Here is a 17,125-nt window from a genome sequence, read left to right as displayed (position 1 = left end):
TTTCATCCGGCAGTCAGTCTGGCTCCGGCTCTTTCACGTCCGGCTGCCAGTAGGGGTCCGGTAGCCTGCAAAAGGCGGCGCTTGCCCCCTCCTCGTCGGTTACTGACGGCCGCGTCGGTGATCAATCACCCCATCAACTGGCTTGCCATGGCAGCCTTTGCAATCGTCGATGGGTCCGAACGCCTTGCCTGCGTGCTTGTCGGTTCGGTGGCAGTCGCTGCAGAAGGCGTGGAACATCCGGTCAATGCGCATGGCCTCGGTGGTCGAGATACGCTTGTGGCAAGACAGACAGTTCTCGTTGCCTGCGCGATCGGTGAAATTGTGATGGCAGCCGACGCACGAAAGATTGCCGTGATCGGTATGCAGGAAATTCGCGTGGTCGATGGGGGATCGCCTTAGCAGCTCCAGTCGTGGACCAGCCAGCGGTCCGAAAGCGAGTGCCGCGATGGCCGCTGCGGACAGCGCCAGACTCACTACAAGCGCGACGCCGTGCCGCTCTCGCAGAAAGCCTTCGACCAGAAGGATCGCCAGGCCGGCAAGCATGATGACGGCCGCGAACATGCCGATACCGGCAACCAGAGCGATGTGCGCGGTTGCCGCGGAAGCCAGCATATAGCCGGCGAAGCGGTGGATGCGATGGCCGAGGATCGGCCCAAGCCAACGACGCGGCCAGCTGGAGCTCTGTGCTATGAGCGCGGTGGCAAAGGCAGCGACGGCCAGGACGCCGGCGACGATTTCGACCGGGACCGCCCAGGTAAACCAGCGCCAGAACACCGGTTGCATTCCGGCGACCACGCCGATGTGGCCGAGCAAGGCCGCAAGCGCTGCCCAGCCGAGGAACCGGTGCCAGCGCGGACGATCGGAGGCCGGGCGCAGCGCCAGCGCCCCAGCCATGGTGAAAAGCGTCGCCAGCCCCAGGAGCCGGGCTGCCCACCAGGCCGTGTCGGTGGGATGCAACAGCACGACGAAACCTCCCGCGACAAACAGCGAAAGGCCGGCGTGCCGGCCCAGAAATCGCACGAAGTTCGATCGCGGGTTCATATTCGACCGGTCAGCCTGGCTGCCTGGCCCATTGTGTCATGAATCCAGGGTATCTGCTGCGCCTTGCGAAACTTCGATTTCCCTGCGGAATCCTCTTTCTCCCAATACGGGGTCATCAATGGAGAATTCCAGCTCAGAACGGTCCGAAAACCATGAAGCAGATACCTCTTCGTCGCAGCGAGCGCATCGCGTTTCGCAATTACGCCTCCGAAACGCCCATGCGTCTCTATCCTCGCAAATTCTGAAACCTCAGGAGAGCCGCTTTGAACGACGCCAGCTTCCTCAAGGGCGCACCGATCGCCCAGCGTATCATCGGCAACGTTCGTGCTGAGGCCATGAAGGCCCGGAAGGAAGGGTTTCCTGCGAAGCTTGTCTCAATCACCACCGGCGACACGGCGGCTGTCGATGTATATGTCCGAAACCAGCGCACCAAGGCGGAGCTTGCCGGCATCGCGTTCGAGGAACGCCGTTATCCCGCTGCCATCTCCACGGCGGAGCTGGAGGCTGCCATCCACGGCATGAATGCCGACCCTGGTGTGACTGGCATCATCATCCAGCGCCCGGTTCCATCGCACATTCCGATCAAGTGCATTCAGGCAGCCGTCCACCCGCTGAAGGACGTTGAGGGCATGCATCCGGCGTCGATCGGCAATATTGTCTACAACCAGCTTGATCTGGCGCCCTGCACGGCCGCCGCTGCGGTCGAAATGCTGAAGGCGACGGGGCTGGAACTGAGAGGCCTTGAGGTCGTCGTGGTTGGCCATTCCGAGATCGTCGGCAAACCGATCGCATTCCTGCTGATGAGCGAGGGCGCGACTGTGACCGTGTGCCACCACATGACGCGTTCAGTTGCCGCGCATGCACGGCGCGCCGATGCGCTGTTCGTGGCCGTCGGGAGGCCGCGACTGATCGACGAGGGTATGGTGAAGCCGGGCGCGGCGGTCATCGATATCGGTATCAATTCCGAAACGCTGGGCGACGGATCTACGAGGATTGTCGGCGATGTCGATGCCGAGAATGTTGCCAAGGTCGCGGCCTGGATCACCCCGGTTCCCGGCGGCGTCGGGCCAGTTACCGTGGCGATTTTGTTACGCAATACGATGGTCGCGTGGGCGCGGCAAAAGGCGCTCTACCGATCGACGTACGGAACTGCCGGCACAGCGGCAGTGGCATGAGGGTCACGCCCAGCAAGAGCAAGTCCTCATGGTGCTCGTCGCTGCTGTTTAGCGGCACCTGCCGTGTCGGCCATTAGTGAAAACAAACTCGCCTTGTTCCTTATCGGTGCTTCCGCTGTCCCGCTTCTTCGTCACTCCATACGCGACCTAAGCGGCGTCGGAAGGGACGCAAGAGCCACGATAGAGGCGCCTATCAGCACGGCCAGCAGACCGGCCGGTAGCTCGGTGGGTGCGAAGATGACCCTGCCGATCCAATCCGCGAAAACCACGAGCGCCGACCCTACGACAGCGGCGCCGCAAAGCTGCGCCCAGGCGCGGCGCAATCCAGTCTGCGCCGCAAGGTGAGGCGCGAGCAGTCCCACGAAGCTCATCGGACCGATGATGAGAGCCGCCGCAGCCGTTGCCATGGCCGTCAGAGCCACCACGACCAACCTTGCGAATGCAACGGGGAGGCCCATGCTCGTGGCGACTTCCGGTCCGAAGGGGAGGATCTCCAGCCATCTGCTGAGCGGCATCGCACATGCCATTACCGCAAGAGCCACGCCAAGTACCGAAAAGGCCAGCCCGGGCGTCACGCGATAGGTGGAGCCGCTCAGCCAGGCGAGAACCTGACCGATGCGAGGGTCACCGAGTGCAAGAAAGAGCAGCGTCGTTGCATTGAGCAGCGCCGTGATTGCGATGCCGATCAAGAGCAGGCGCTCGGGCGAGAACCCGCGATGACCACCGAGGATGACGACGAGAGCAGTAACAACGGCTGCCCCGGCGAGTGCACCGCCGAACTGGAGAGATGCGCCAGCCTGCGCGCTGATCAGCAATACCACGACGAGTCCGACGGCAACGCCACCGCCAATGCCGAGAATTTCTGGACTCGCCATCGGGTTCGCGAAGAGACGCTGGACCAAACATCCCGCTACGCCAAGCGCCAATCCGGCGGCCGCACTGCCGACGACGCGCGGGAGGCGCCAGTCGATCGAACCGGTGTCGAACGCCGTACCGAAATAGAAACCGTCCGGCCCACGTCCGACGAGAAGCGCCACGGCAAGCGTCGCAAACAACAACGCAGCAAGCACGGCGAAGACAGAGCCCAGGCGTCTGTCCGGCGCGCGTGCGGTAAGGGGGGCCGGTTCAACCCCTTCGAGCACCACGACGGGCAATTGTCTTAACAGGAGAATAAGCACCGGCGCGCCGATGAGCGCGGTGACGGCTCCGGTCGGCAGGGCATTGACCTCCTCCATGGGCGCGGCCTGGAGCACCTGGTCGACGAGCGTAAAAATCGCCGCGCCTGCAAGGGGCGACGCGATCAGCCGGCTTTTGAACGCATTCGCACCGAGAACCCTTGCCAGATGCGGCGCAGCAAGGCCGACGAAGCCGATGACGCCCACCACCGCGACGACGCTCGCCGAAAGGAGGACGGCCAATGCGAGAAGAAGCGGCTTCGCGAAGCGCAGCGAGACGCCGAGATTGCCTGCGGCCTGATCACCGAGGCCGATGATAAGCAGTGATCGGCCCAGAACCGCGACAATGGCTATGGCGGGCAGCAGGCAGATGCCGAGCGTCCAGACACCCTCCCAATCGGTCTGCACCAGCGATCCGGCGCCCCAGATCAGCAGCGACGTCATGTACTCCTGGTTCAACAGCACGAGCAGGCTGGCGACTGCACCGAGCGCGAAGCTGGCTATGAAGCCGGCAAGGATCAGCGTCAGCGTCGAGCTTCTCCGTCGCGTCCCGAGCAGCGCGATGAGGCCCCACGCGACGAAGGCGCCCGCCATCGCCAGAAACACCGGATGTTCGGCCTTGAAGACAGGCGTCATAAGTACGCCGATGACGAGCGCGAGTTGCGCGCCCGAACTCACCGCAAGCGTGTCGGGCGCCGCCAGCGGGTTTTGTAGGACCTGCTGAAAAAGGACGCCGGCGAGACCCAGCGAGGCGCCAGCAAGCAGCGATACGGCGAGCCGCGGCAAAAAGGCATAGTGCAGCAGCAGGTCCGACAAGTCCCTCGCGACCGTTGCGTCCGGCATCTGCCCGATGGCTTCCTGGCCGATGCGATCGATGTTGAAGGCGACCAGGGCGATCGTGACCAGTATGGCCACGCCGGCCGTCGCGGGCCGCAGGATATTACGCTGCATGGCCGCTCCGAATGAAATCGTCGAGGCTTGCCAACGCCCGCGCGAAACGCGCCGCCGAAGTCAGCCCCCCGAAACCCCAATTGGGTGGGATGATGCGGTATCGGCCCGGACGAAAGAGTTCCATCTCGCCAACCATCGTGCCGGGCGCGCGTGCTTGCAGTTTAAGGCGGAGTGATACCGGAACCGGCTCGACGATGACCAGCGCGGCTTCTTCGAGCCCGACGAGTTCATCGACCGATGCGTTGGCGATTCCCCAGCTATTGCTTGTTGCCGTCCAAGCATTGATGAGACCCGCACGGCTCATCACATCGGCATAGAGGCTGCCTTCGGTAAAGACCCAGATATGCCGATCGTCATGGAACGCCACGACGATGATCTTGCGCGCCTTCCTGCCCGCCGCCATTCGCAGCGCCTTGATATCGGAGGCTAGTCCATCGATCAGCTCCCGCGCGGCATCTTCGCGCGCGAGCATTCGCCCGAGCATGACCGCATTTTCTTCGGCCTTTGCGAGTGGCTGCAGGTCTTCGGTGAAGGTCGCCAGCGAAAGGACCGGAGCGATACTCCCCAGCACCGGCTCTATCGCGGCGAACTGAGGTGTCGACAGGATGATATCCGGCTGGAGCGAAGCGACCATCTCGAGGTTCGGCGTCGACCGCAGCCCGATTTCCACAACATTGTCCGACAATGGCGGAACGGAAACCCATTCGCTATAGCCGCGCGTCTCGGCTAGGCCCACCGGAGGGACGCCCAACGAAAGCAGTGTTTCCGCAAGACCCCAGTCAATCGAGACCACGCGATCTATGGTCGCCGGAAGCCGTGGCGCCGTCTCGGCCCTCGTGGCCGCCAGTGCGCCGAGACCTGCGAGAAAGGTACGTCGTTTCACCTGATGAACCCGATCGGACGCTGTGTTTCAGGATGTGGCATGGTGCGCATGGGAACGCCATAAAGTGCGCTCAATACATCGTCGGTGACGATTTCCGCCGGCGCGCCCATCGCAACAAGAACGCCGTCACGCATGGCCAGTACTTCGTCACAGAAGCTTGCTGCGATGTTGATATCGTGGAAGGCCATAACGATGCCGAGACCGCGCGCGGCGGTGACTTCGTGCAGGACTTCGAGGAGTTGTGCCTGGTGGCCGATGTCAAGCGCGGATGTCGGCTCATCGAGGATGAGGAAACGACCGGCCTGAGCCACCATCATAGCCACCCATGCGCGTTGGCGCTCGCCGCCGGAAAGCGTATCCACGAGGCGGCTTTCCAATTCTCCTAAACCGGTGATGCTGATCGCCTCGGCCACGCTGTCGCGATCGTCGGCAGAAAGCCGGCGGAATGGCCCGTGCCACGGATACCGACCGAGCGCCACGAGTTCGCCGACCGTCAGTTGCTGCCCGGCTGGCAATTGCTGCGGTAGATAGGCGACCTCACGGGCAAAGGCGCGGGAGGTCCAGCCTTGAAGGACCTCGCCCCGGTAACGGATATGCCCGGACGACGGAGCCACTTGCCGCGTCATCATGCGCAGCAGCGAGGATTTGCCCGACCCGTTGGGACCGATCAGCCCGTAGATGCGGTTGGAGCGCAAGTCGAGATCGAGCGGAGAAACGATGCACCGACCACCGAGCACGAGTCCTGCGCCCGAAAGGGCAAAGCCGGTTTGCAATTTCTCGGCGCCGTTCATGATCGGGCGGCTCCGGCATGCCTTGCCGGAGCGTTCATCATCGGCGGCATCCGGTCACCACTTGTAGGTAAGTGTGAGGCTTGCCTCGCGCCCCTGGCCGTAATAGCAGCCGCCTTCGTAATTGCAGGTCGCGACGTAGTGCTTGTCGAAGAGGTTGGCCACGTTGAAGGCGGCTGCGAAATTTTCCTTCTCGTAGCGGATCGCGGCATCAAAGACGACCGAATCCGGTACCTCGAGCGTGTTGGTACTGTTGACGTAGGACGATCCGACATAGCGTACGCCCGCACCGACGCTCAGCCCTTCCAACGGCGTGTAGGGAACAGCGTAGTCGAGCCACAACGAGCCGAACTGTTCGGGCACACCCGCCGGCGTATGGCCGATTTCGGCGGGATTGCCCTCCTTCACCTTCAGGTCGTACCAGGTATAGGCGGCGGTCAGCTTGAGGTCGGGCGTGATATAGCCCGCGGCTTCGAGTTCGAAGCCGCGGGAATTGATTTTGCCGATCTGGCGGCTGAAATTCACGCCGTCGCTGGTGACGAAGTTCTCGCGCCTCAGGTCGAAGACCGCTGCCCCGATATATCCCCCGTTCAGGAAATCGGGCTGATAGCGCAAGCCCGCTTCATATTGGGTGGCGGTCTCTGGCGTGAATGCGTCGCCGGTCACATCATCCTTGCCTGCCAGAGGCAGGAAGGAGCGTGAGACGCTGGCATAGGGCGATAGCCCGTTGTCGAAATTGTAGATGATGCCGGCGCGTCCGCTGAAAGCGTCGTCCGTGAATTTCGTCGGCGTCCCGGTGACGTCCGTATCCGTCGAAACGTAGTCATAGCGTCCGCTGAAGACGAGATTGAGCCGGTCGTATTCAATGCGGTCCTGCGCGTAGAATCCCAGCTGCTGCTGGACCGTGTGCGACAGGGTCGGCGGGGGAAGCGTGAACGTGCCGCCATAGGTGGGATCGAGAACGTCGAACGGGGTTGCCGTTCCGAACGCCTGCGAATCGTCAAGGTCGAAATGCTTGTAGTCGATGCCGAACAGCAGCGTGTGGGCGAGCGGGCCGGTGTCGCTCTTCACTTCGAGTTGGTTGTCGACCGTGAACAGCCCAAGCTCAGGATTCGAGGCGTAGCTGCCACGTGCCATCTCGGCGCTGGTGGAGGTTGGCGGCGCTACCCAGTTGAGGCCGTAAGATCCGTAGATATCCGTCGACAGATGCGCGTAGCGCAGGTTTTGGCGTACCGTCACCCGATCGTTGAAGCTGTGCTCGAACTCATAGCCGAACATCGCCTGCTCGCGGTCGTACTTGTCGTTGGCGGGCTCGCCGGTGAAGAGATCGCGGCGAATGTGGCCGAAGGGCGCCGCAACGACAGTGCCTTCATAAGGCAGGAAGTTCTGGTTGTTGGATTTGGTCTTCGAGTAATGGCCATAGACCGTCAGCTTGGTGTCCTCGCTCGGGTGCCATGTGATCACAGGCATGATGGCGAGTTGGTCGTCGTCGATGTAATCGACCTCGGTGTCGCCGATATTGCCCGTGGCCACGAAGCGATAGGCGAGGGTCCCGTCAGCATTGACGCCCTGCGCGTCGATGCCCGACCAGACGTTGCCGTGTTCGTTGACGCCGATACTCGCCTCGCCGCCGTTGCGGAATTCGGGGCGCTTCGAGACCATGTTGATCAGGCCACCGGGATTGGACGCGCCATAGAGCGCGCCCGAGGGGCCGCGCAGGATGTCGATGCGCTCCAGCAGATAGGGATTCATCTTCCATGTGGCGTAGCTGTCGCTCGACTGGAGCTGCAGTCCGTCGAGGAAATAGCTACTGATCTGCGAGGTGAACCCACGGATCAGGAACCAGTCGTTGCGCACGTCATTGCCGAAGGTGTCGCTGCGAATGCCCGGCGAATAGCGCGTCGCTTCCATCACCGTCCTGGCATTCTGGTCCTTGATCTGCTGTGCGCTGACCGAGCTGACGGCCTGCGGCACCTTCGAGAGAGGTACGTCGCCTTTGGTCGCGCTGGATTCCGTCTTGGCCGCGTAGCCATCGAATTCGCCGCTCTGCGCTTCCCCTTCGCCCTCGACCACGACAGTCTGCAGAAGCGTGGGTTGTTGCGCATGCGCCGCAGCCGATAGGACGAGCAGAATCGCGCTGGAAGCCAGGAAAAACAAACGACAATTCGGTTCTTTCGAACGCCCCATGGATCCCACTCCAATCAATCGCAAACGGGCCTCGTTCATGTGCCCGCGCGAGCGATATATAACTTGAGTTCTTGAGTCAATTTTTGTCGAGCTCAAGTCGCATGTCACGGTGCGATCGGCCAAAACGCTCTCGATCAAATGGTGAGAAGGTGTCTTACTACTGGGAGGAGCACCCAAGCTGGACATCGCCACCTGGCGTCTGCGCAGCACTGGTGCACGGCAGCTCTTTGATGGCGATTGTAAGGTGCGAGACGACCAGAGGTCGAGCACGGTCGTATCGAGAGCATCGCGACCAACGGCAGCTATGCCACCGTTGGTGCCCGAAAGCGGCCTGACTGGAATCGCCACCCGGTGCTGTCAGGTAATTGAGCCGGTGATTTTGGATCGCTCCGATACATCCATATTTGCCTCCTTGTGTTCGCATCCTTGCGGCTCGAGAAGTAAGGAGGGCGGATCGACCTGCCGAACTCATTTGCGATGCCGCAGGGAAACGGCTCTCGGGTGCTCGTCGCGAATCTGCCGATGTTAAGCATTCTTTTCGACCCACTGGTTAGCTTGCGCCAAACAGGAACGCTTGAGGTGATCCGTGGGGCATTCAAAGCTGGTCGCGTTTCCGCTACACCGGCGGCAGAAGTGGGTAGAAGGAATTGCGCGGGTCCTGGCATCCAAAAACGGTGAAGAAGCAAATGTCTTTTGGCGCAACACGGCGAAAGAGATATTAGGACAACTGTCCGCATACGGCCTGGAAACAGAGACCGCCGAACAGGAAATTCGGATGCTCCTCCGTACCGTCTTGAAGGAGATGGGCAGAAGGAATGTCGCCTCCTCAATGTAGGTTCAGCTTGCGCCTGACCTTTTCTCTCCAGCGACGATGATGCCAGCTTGCGATCTCGGCGATCTTTGCCTCCAGTTTCCTTGATCCTTATCCTGCCAGGAAACGCGGTCAAAATCGATATTGAGCTGCAAAGCAATTGGGTTGATGCCGGGAGATCCCGGTGCCCGTCGCTTATGGCCGAGGACAAACATAGTCTGGTGTTTGCCGACGATCGTGATGTCCAACCCATCTAGGAGTTGGCAACGATCACCCGTGCGTGAATCTCAAACGCCGAGGGTGGAGCGGCGTATCGAACTTGGGCTGATCCCAGGACAATACGCCTGAGTATCATCTTGATATCCAGGGGCCACACAACACGTTCCTGAACGCTCGCTACGAAGCATTGCCGGTCAAAGTGCGCCAACCCGCCATCAACGCCAAGCGCGGCTGGCGACGAACAGAGCAAGGATGAACATTCCGGCACCGGTGGAGACCAAAAAATGCAACGGCTGCATACCGAGATATGCTTCCGTTCCGCCAATCAATTCGTACATCGGATTGCTCAGCCAGCCGGTCTAAAATTTTGCCGACCGTTTCTCCCGGAAGGCACGGGTACCTTCGATGGCATCGGGACCATGAGCAAGCAGATCGCTTGTGTTTTTCTCGAACGCGTCGAATGCCGACAACTCGCCCGTCTTCGAGATACGCAGCCCCTGCTTAATTGCCTGCACGGTCGCAGGAGAGTTCGCCGCAATGGCGGATGCCAGTTTAAGGGCCTCGTCCCTGGCCTCCCCCGTCGGCGTCAGGCGATTGAGGAAGCCCAAAGACTGGGCGCGTGTGGCCGTCATCGGTTCTGATGTCATCATCATCTCGACAGCATGGACGGATGACATTGCGCGCGGCAAGTTCATGATCTGACGTCCGACGGGGAGCATTCCGAGCTTCGCGCCCGGTTGTCCGAAAACCGCATTCTCGCTGGCCACCCGCAGATCACATGAAAGTGCTAGCAACAGCCCGGCGGCATGACAGTGTCCGTTCACGGCGGCAATCACCGGCTTCTTCATCTGCGCGGGATATGCGCATGGATCGGGTCCCTCGGGGGCTGGCGTGTCGATCTCGGCCAGGTCATGGCCGCTGCAGAAGGCAACGTCTCCAGCACCTGTGACAACGACTGCGCGGACCTCTGATCTCTCGTCACAGTCCTTCAGCACCTGAAGCAGCGTGTGTTCCATGGCCCTGTCGACGGCATTGCGCTTGCGCTCGTTACTGATGGTGACCAGCATTACATGGCCGATCAGTTCGCTCAAAATTTCGCTCATATCTGTCTCCTAGCTCCACCATTTGACAAGAAGGCGATCGTACGAGCCGTGGCGCAGGTCCGGCTTTGCTGCAATCAGCTTGCGCTTCTGGACGCGGTTTGAATCCGTCAGCGGAAACTCGGTGACGTATTCGATGTAGCGGGGCACCTTGAATGGTGCCAGATTCTGCTTGCAGTGCTCGAGGACCAGTTCAGGACCAATCTGTTCCGGCGTAACCCCGTCGCGAAGCTGGATGTATGCCTTCACCTCCTCACCCGTATGGTCATCGGGAACGGGAACGATTGCCACTTCGAGGATGTCAGGGATCATCCGCAGCACCGTCTCGACCTCGCGGGCTGCGATGTTTTCTCCGCCGCGGCGGACCATATCCTTGAGGCGGCCGACCAGATAGAAATACCCGTCGCTGTCCTGTCGCCCGAGATCGCCGGTTCTAAACCAGTCTTCGCGGAAGGACGAAGCCGTGGCGTCAGGATTGTCGAAATAGCCCTGAAGCAAGCCGGGACCTTTGACGCAGATCTCGCCCATTTCTCCCTGCGCGACGCGGTTGCCGTCTTCATCGAAGACACCGACTTCGCGAAATGGCATTGTCAGGCCGATCGTGCCCGTATCGGTCGTCCGGGCAACGTGGTGGGCCGGCACCATGGTCGCCCCTCCGATCTCCGTCATCCCGTAGAAATTCTGGATCAGAAAGTTGAACCGCGTCTGGAACGCGCTCTGTTCGCCCGAGGCGAGAGTCCCCAGACCGCTCGAGCCGACCTTCATTCGATGGTTGCTGTCTTCCGGACGCGCCGGCTCCTTGGCGATCGAGATGAACGGCAGACAGTATTCGCAATCGAAGTTCGCGACATCCAGCATGAAACGTTTTGCCGAAGGTTTGCGCGGGAAGATGATGCAGCCACCCGCAAACATCGTGTTCATCAAGATACGCTGCGGAACCATATAGAAGAATGACAGGCTGGCGTAGAAGCGCTCGATCTTGGTGGCGAACATCTCCACTGATGTCAGGCCAAGGATGATCCAATAGCGATGCGAGAGCATACAGGCTTTCGAGAAGCCCGTGGTCCCCGAAGTATATTGAAGATTGAGCAGCCTGTCCGGATCGAAAGCGGCCGTCGGTGCGTGTTGGCTTGCTTCCCGGTGAATCTGAAGCCAGCTTCGGAACGGCGCCGGCGCCGTGCCGATCACAACCATATTCGCATCCGGCACATTGGGTCGGTCCGCGTCCTGGACGATGGAGAGAAGCTGTTCTTCGACGACAAAATGCGTCGCCTTGGATGTCTCGAGCACGTAGCTCACTTCCCGCGCCGTATAGCGGGCGTTGACAGGAACCATCGTCGCGCCAAGTTTGGCGAGAGCCAGCCATGTGACCGGGAATTCCTCGATGTTCCACGCCATGACCGCCACATGGGATCCGGTTCGGATTCCGATGGAATGGAGCGCGTCGGCTGCGCGATCGACCAGATCGAGCACTTCCCTCCAGTTGCGGCCGAAGCCGTCGTCGATGAAGTACCAGGCCGGTCTGTCGCCATAATTGCGGGCCGTGTCGGACAGGACCTCGTAGACGGACTCTGGGAGACGTCTGGTGTAAAGGCGCTCAGCGAGTTCTGCCGGCTCTTCATTGCTGAAATCTGTAAACATCTTTGATGACCTGGTTCGTGGTTGCATGCAGCAAGGTCCCGCGAGGGCGCAGCTTTCCTTGCGGCGGACCGAGGTCCGCCGGTTTCAACATTTGATTGTCTGGGGCGACCCGCTGGCCCGCCTTCGAGGCAGCTAGTCTTGCTCGATCAAGATCGCGTCCTCTCCGCGCCACCCGATGAACACATGCTCGCCTTTGGCAAAGTCGCCACTTTGGCCATTGACCTGCGCGACCAATTCCGTCCCGAAGCACTTAAGACGAATTTTCTGGAACGGACCAAGATACTCGACCCATTCGACCTCGGCCTTGAATTCCGCATTGTTGCCGGAAGTTCGAGAGACCTGGAGGTTTTCCGGTCGAACGAGCACGCTCGATTTCTTGCTACCACTGGACTGCCCGGAAACCGGTACCAGCTGGCTATCAGCGACCTCTACTCGACCATGGTTCAGGACGCCGTCTGTCGGCAGGCAGTTCGCGTCGCCGAGGAAATTGGCTCCCCATGTCGACCGGGGAGATCGATACAGTTCCCGCGGCGGTCCGTCGGCGTAGATCTTTCCATCGCGGACGATGACGATCCGGTCCGACAAGCTCATCGCCTCTTCCTGATCATGTGTGACGTAGAGCATGGGCACGCGAAGCCGCTGCTGGAGCGAACGGATTTCATACTGAAGCGTCTTTCGCAGAGCCCGATCCAGAGCACCCAGCGGCTCGTCCATCAGCATGATAGCGGGCTTGAACACCACCGCACGCGCAAGCGCGGCGCGCTGGGCCTGACCGCCTGAGATCTGGGAAGGATAGCGGCTTGCCTGCGCGGTGAGCCCCACCATGTCGAGCGCCTCGGCGACGAGCTTCTTCTGGATGTCCTTGTCCGTTTTTCTGATCTCGAGGGGGAAGGCGATATTTTCGGCGACGGTCCGGTTCAGAAACAGCGTATAGCGCTGAAAGACCATGCCGATCCGCCGCTTGTGGGGAGGCATGTGGGTGACGTCCAATCCTTCGAACCGGATGCGGCCTTCATCGGCAAAAACCGATCCGGCGACAATGTTCAGCAGTGTCGATTTCCCCGACCCACTTGGCCCAAGTACCGTGAGGAGCTCGCCATCGGCCACTGTCAGGCTCAGATTCTTCAGAGCCGCGAACTCGCCATATCGAACCGTCAGGTTCTCGATGCTGATGGCCGTCTTCACGCTCGTACCTGCAGGCGATCGCGACAGCGTGGCGCCGTTGGTGGCTGTATCGTCCATTGTCAATCCTTGCCGATGACCAACCCGATGCACTTGGGTTGCCACTTATGGTTCTTCGCTGGTGGGCTGGGCCTCGTTGCGTCTGCGTCTGATGGACAGCAGGCCGAGAATGGCCGCGCACACCAGGGTGATGACGAGCAGAAGCGTCGAGACAGCCGCGAGTGCGGGTGTGCTCTCCTGCAGCAGGAAGGAGAACATCTTGCTGGGCAGCGTGGCCTGCACGGCTGGCCCGACAAACACCGCAAGCGTGACTTCGTGCCAAGAATTCTCGAACGAGAGGATCAGAGAGGCGACGATGCTGGTGGCCGCGATGGGCAGCATCACCTTTATCGTGATCTGATGCCACCGTGCGCCGAGGGTGCTGGCAGCCGTCCACAGGCTTCGCTCGATTGCATCGAAGGCGGCAATCGAAAGGATCACGGTGACAGGAAGCGCCATCGCTGCCTGCGCGATCGCAAGCACCCATGGGTCGCCGAGCAGGCGCATCGGCACGAGAACCTGGAACAGGCCGGTTGCAACCACAATGTGCGGCACGAGCATGGGCGACAGCAGCAGAAGACGCAGTCCGGAGCCCAATGGACCGTAGTGATAGACGACGAACCCGACGAGCACGCCTGTTACGGTCGCAATGACCATCGAGACGATCGCGATCTCCAGCGACATTGCCGCTGAATCGAGCCACTCGCGGCTGTTCAGCACCTCGCTGTACCAGCGCATGGAAAGCTGGTCAGGCGGAAACGAGAGAATGTCGTGGGCCGTAAAGCTTGCCGGAACCATAACGACGATCGGAGCGAGGAGGAACACGAAATACGCGCACACGAAAGCGACGGCAGCGATACGCACGAGAATATGGCTTCGAGACATCACACTACCTGCTCGCCGATCGCAGGAAACTGGACCCGCCGAGCCAAAAACCGGCCACAGTAACGATGGCCAATATGAATGCGAGCACGACGCCCTGTGCCGTCGCCAAGCCGGCACCGTTCTTGTAGTTGAAGACCAGATCGGCATGGATCTGGGTTCCGACCATGGCCTCGCCCGGGCCGCCAAGCAGGGCCGGCGCGACGAAGAAGCCGGTCGCCATCGAGAACACCAGAACGGTCGCGAGCACGACGCTGCCGCTGACCTGTGGCCAATAAGCGCTCCTGAAACCCTGCCACCAGCTTGCGCCGAGTGTCCGGGACGCGAGGACGATGTCATGATCGACGCGCCTCATCGCACTGAACAGGATCAATGCCGCATAGGGCGTCATGAACTGTATCATCGCGACGACGACGGCGCCGCGCGTGAATAACATCATCTGCTTTTGGTCATATAGTCCCATCGCGATGGCGATCTCGTTCAGCGGACCATTGTAAGCCAGAATGACTTGCCAGGCGTAGGTGCGCACCAACATCGAAATCGCCAGCACGATCGTCATGCTGGCCACGAAAAAGCCCGTGGCGATGCGGCCGGCGCGTGCGAAGAACATGCACACGGGAAATGCCATCCCAATGCTGACGGCAGCCACAACCACGGAGATCATCAGCGTGTTGACCAGCACAGTCGCGTAAGGCGCCTGTGTCAGCACTGTTTGGAAATTCTGCAATGTCCACACGCCATTCGAACGAAACGCGGCGAAGAAGCCGACCGTGATTGGCATCACGATTGCCAGGCCAATCAACAAAAGGCCTGGCGCCAGCAGGCAATATTTCAGCCCGGAGCTGAGGGCCGAGTTCTTCGCCATGGATCAGTTTCCGTACCGGCCGGTTGCAACCCAGGTGGACCAGATCGCACCGATCCTCTCTTCATTGTCCGACCACCATTTGGCGTCGAATTCGGAGCCGACGGCGAGGTTTGCCGGGTTGGTTGGGAGGTTGGCGAAGATCTCAGCGTCGAGATACTGTCCGACCTCCGGGCGCGAGCCGGAATAGTTCATGAGTTGGGCAAGCTTTGCCTGGCGCTCAGGATCCTGCATGAAGCGGAGCAGCGCAGCGGCGGCTCTCGGGGCCTTGGCGCCTTTCGGGATCATGTACCAGTTCTGGTTCAGAATGTTGCCGTCCCAGACAATGTTGATCGGCATCCCCTGCTTCTTGCCGACGGTCGCCCTGCCACTCCAGGCGGCACCTGCCACGAATTCTCCCGTGCCGACACCTTGAATGGGCTGGTCACCAGCCTTCCAGAAGGTGCGCACATGCGGGCGAATCTCGTTGAGCCGCTCAAACGCCTTCGACATCTTTTCGTCTGTGATCGGGTAGATGTCCTTCGGTGCGGTCCCGAGCGAAAGAAGAGCAAACACGATGTTGTTCGGATCATTCTGCAAGATCCGCGGTCCGGGGAAACGCGACACGTCCCAGAAATCCGCCCAGTTCTTCATGCCTTCCGAAAATTTGTCGGCAGAGTAGATCAGAACCGTCGAATAGGGCGATCCCCATACTGCGAAGTCCGAGTAGGATCCCGGCACCATCTTGTCGGAGAGACCATCCCACATACCGTCAGGAAGCTTGGTGAGGATGTCTGCTTCAAGCGCCAATGGATATTGCTGCGGCGTCAGGGTGTTGAAGATGTCAAAGGGAACATTGCCACTCTCGATCAGCGTCACCGACTGCGAGAATGTCCGCCCTGGCGTTGCGTAGGATACAACCTTCGTGCCGCATTCCTTTTCAAAGTCGTCCCAATAGACCTGACGGAGAACGTCGACAAGCGACCCGCCTGAGGTGCTGAATACCAGTTCCGGCTCAAGCGGCTGGTCCGCTGTGCCTGGCCAGCAGACGCCGGCGGCGTTTGCCGCCGTTGCCGACAAGGTCAGTACCAAGGCTGACAGCGAGACCCGGATATTCTTCATCATTGCATTCTCCCCTTTACGCGCCAACTCGCTCGTTAGACGGCTTGGGCAAGACTAGGCACTGACCCTTGCCGTTGTCGATAAAAATGGTTTAATCTAATTATAAACAATCTTTATATGGTGCCGCGATGGATTTGCGTCAGATAGAAGCGCTCGTCGCCGTTGCAACGCTTGGCAGCTTTCGCTCTGCTGCGAACAGGTTGAACCTGACCCAACCCGCGATTTCGACGCGTATTGCGTCACTAGAGGCCGAATTGGGCGAAGCGCTGTTCTTGCGCGATTGCCGGCCGGTATTGCTGACCGATCGGGCAAAACAGATTCTGCCGTTCGCTGAGCAGATTCTCGATCTGGCGCAACACGTCAAACCGTCTCAGGCGTCCAGCGCGCGACGGTCGGTCGAAAAACTTCGCATCGGGACCAACAGCAGCCTCGTGACGGCCTGGTTACCTGAGTTGTGCGGGCAGATGGTCGAGGCGATGCCTAACGTGACAATCGAGTTCGAAGTCGGCGCCAGCCACCGCCTTAAGGATCGTATGATGAACGGGGCGCTCGATGTCTGTTTGATGCATGCGCCCGAAGACATCCCAGGCGTGCGGCGCGAATTGTTATGTGAAATCGAGACGGTTTGGGCCGCACAGCCAGGGGTCGTTCGTGGGAACGTGATGAGTATTTCAGATCTGACGAAACATCTGCTTGTCACGTGGGGCAGTGAAGCACACACATTCCATATTATCGCAGCTGCTATGCGGGCGATAGGACAGTGGCCGTTGGCACATATTTCCACAAATTACGCGGACATTATCATCAACACGATTAAGCGCGTCCCAAGCATAGGCACGCTTCAGAAGGACAGCATCCGGAGAGAGCTTGGTTCCGGTGAATTGGTTGAGATCAAGTGCGATTTGGTCTTTCCCGCCTACAAGATATACGCGTGTCATTCGCTGACGCGCAGTGGAAAACTGGTGCGGAATTGCGTCGACCTGGCTATCGAATTCTGTAGAAGCGCACAGTGGCACCAAGGCTACCCGACCGGTGGCCCAGGCGCCATAGAGCGGATCGGATTTGTGGACTGATCTGAATAGGCACTT

General features: G+C 60.3%; 15 protein-coding genes. 3 read left to right on the top strand and 12 right to left on the bottom strand.

The features are described 5' to 3' along the window. Positions 1–99: 99 nt before the first annotated feature. Positions 100–963 carry a cytochrome c3 family protein gene (locus OHD58_RS17770; RefSeq protein ID WP_263804758.1) on the bottom strand — a complete coding sequence of 288 codons (864 nt, stop codon included), beginning with the start codon at positions 961–963 and terminating at the stop codon, positions 100–102. Between the two features lie 341 nt (positions 964–1,304). Between OHD58_RS17770 and OHD58_RS17765 the strand changes: the two genes are divergently transcribed. Continuing rightward, positions 1,305–2,216, top strand: coding sequence for a bifunctional 5,10-methylenetetrahydrofolate dehydrogenase/5,10-methenyltetrahydrofolate cyclohydrolase (locus OHD58_RS17765; RefSeq protein ID WP_263804757.1), 912 nt, complete (start codon positions 1,305–1,307; stop codon positions 2,214–2,216). A 131-nt stretch (positions 2,217–2,347) separates the two neighbouring features. Here OHD58_RS17765 and fhuB read toward each other — a convergent pair whose 3' ends face one another. The 4 genes from fhuB to OHD58_RS17745 are packed head-to-tail and all read right to left on the bottom strand — an operon-like array spanning position 2,348 to position 8,200. After that, on the bottom strand, positions 2,348–4,342 hold the full coding sequence (gene fhuB, locus OHD58_RS17760; RefSeq protein ID WP_263804756.1) for a Fe(3+)-hydroxamate ABC transporter permease FhuB: 1,995 nt from the start codon (positions 4,340–4,342) through the stop codon (positions 2,348–2,350). Next, entirely contained in the window at positions 4,332–5,225 is an 894-nt protein-coding gene (locus tag OHD58_RS17755; protein ID WP_263804755.1) for an ABC transporter substrate-binding protein, read from the bottom strand. The genes fhuB and OHD58_RS17755 overlap by 11 nt, the downstream gene beginning before the upstream one ends. Further along, positions 5,222–6,016, bottom strand: coding sequence for an ABC transporter ATP-binding protein (locus OHD58_RS17750; protein ID WP_263804754.1), 795 nt, complete (start codon positions 6,014–6,016; stop codon positions 5,222–5,224). Before OHD58_RS17750 ends, OHD58_RS17755 begins: the two co-directional genes overlap by 4 nt. 54 nt (positions 6,017–6,070) lie before the next feature. Further along, positions 6,071–8,200 carry a TonB-dependent siderophore receptor gene (locus tag OHD58_RS17745; protein WP_263804753.1) on the bottom strand — a complete coding sequence of 710 codons (2,130 nt, stop codon included), beginning with the start codon at positions 8,198–8,200 and terminating at the stop codon, positions 6,071–6,073. A 586-nt stretch (positions 8,201–8,786) separates the two neighbouring features. On the opposite strand from OHD58_RS17745, the gene OHD58_RS17740 reads away from it, so the two are divergent. Next, the gene (locus OHD58_RS17740) at positions 8,787–9,035 is read left to right on the top strand and encodes a DUF6074 family protein (protein WP_263804752.1); all 249 of its coding nucleotides are present in this window, start codon (positions 8,787–8,789) and stop codon (positions 9,033–9,035) included. Between the two features lie 410 nt (positions 9,036–9,445). Here OHD58_RS17740 and OHD58_RS17735 read toward each other — a convergent pair whose 3' ends face one another. The 7 genes from OHD58_RS17735 to OHD58_RS17705 form a co-directional block, all read right to left on the bottom strand. Then, a complete protein-coding gene (locus OHD58_RS17735) occupies positions 9,446–9,568 on the bottom strand; it encodes a hypothetical protein (RefSeq protein ID WP_263804751.1) in 123 nt (40 codons plus the stop codon). Between the two features lie 21 nt (positions 9,569–9,589). Then, positions 9,590–10,333 (bottom strand): enoyl-CoA hydratase/isomerase family protein, encoded by a 744-nt coding sequence (locus tag OHD58_RS17730; protein ID WP_263804750.1) that lies wholly within the window; start codon positions 10,331–10,333, stop codon positions 9,590–9,592. 9 nt (positions 10,334–10,342) lie between these two features. Beyond that, entirely contained in the window at positions 10,343–11,971 is a 1,629-nt protein-coding gene (locus OHD58_RS17725) for a class I adenylate-forming enzyme family protein (protein WP_263804749.1), read from the bottom strand. 132 nt (positions 11,972–12,103) lie between these two features. Continuing rightward, positions 12,104–13,213 (bottom strand): ABC transporter ATP-binding protein, encoded by a 1,110-nt coding sequence (locus OHD58_RS17720; protein WP_263804748.1) that lies wholly within the window; start codon positions 13,211–13,213, stop codon positions 12,104–12,106. A 45-nt stretch (positions 13,214–13,258) separates the two neighbouring features. After that, on the bottom strand, positions 13,259–14,077 hold the full coding sequence (locus tag OHD58_RS17715; protein ID WP_263804747.1) for an ABC transporter permease: 819 nt from the start codon (positions 14,075–14,077) through the stop codon (positions 13,259–13,261). Between the two features lie 4 nt (positions 14,078–14,081). Further along, positions 14,082–14,939, bottom strand: coding sequence for an ABC transporter permease (locus OHD58_RS17710; protein WP_263804746.1), 858 nt, complete (start codon positions 14,937–14,939; stop codon positions 14,082–14,084). A 3-nt stretch (positions 14,940–14,942) separates the two neighbouring features. Then, positions 14,943–16,040, bottom strand: a complete 1,098-nt coding sequence (locus OHD58_RS17705) for an extracellular solute-binding protein (RefSeq protein WP_263804745.1) — start codon at positions 16,038–16,040, stop codon at positions 14,943–14,945. 125 nt (positions 16,041–16,165) lie between these two features. Here OHD58_RS17705 and OHD58_RS17700 point away from each other — a divergent pair, with 125 nt between their 5' ends. Beyond that, entirely contained in the window at positions 16,166–17,110 is a 945-nt protein-coding gene (locus OHD58_RS17700; protein ID WP_263804744.1) for a LysR family transcriptional regulator, read from the top strand. The last annotated feature ends 15 nt before the right edge of the window (positions 17,111–17,125 follow it).

The organism is Mesorhizobium sp. ZC-5, assembly GCF_025753855.1.
Lineage (GTDB): Bacteria > Pseudomonadota > Alphaproteobacteria > Rhizobiales > Rhizobiaceae > Neomesorhizobium.
The sequence above is the reverse complement of the archived record's forward strand: the minus strand, read 5'-3'. Positions and strand labels throughout refer to the sequence as shown.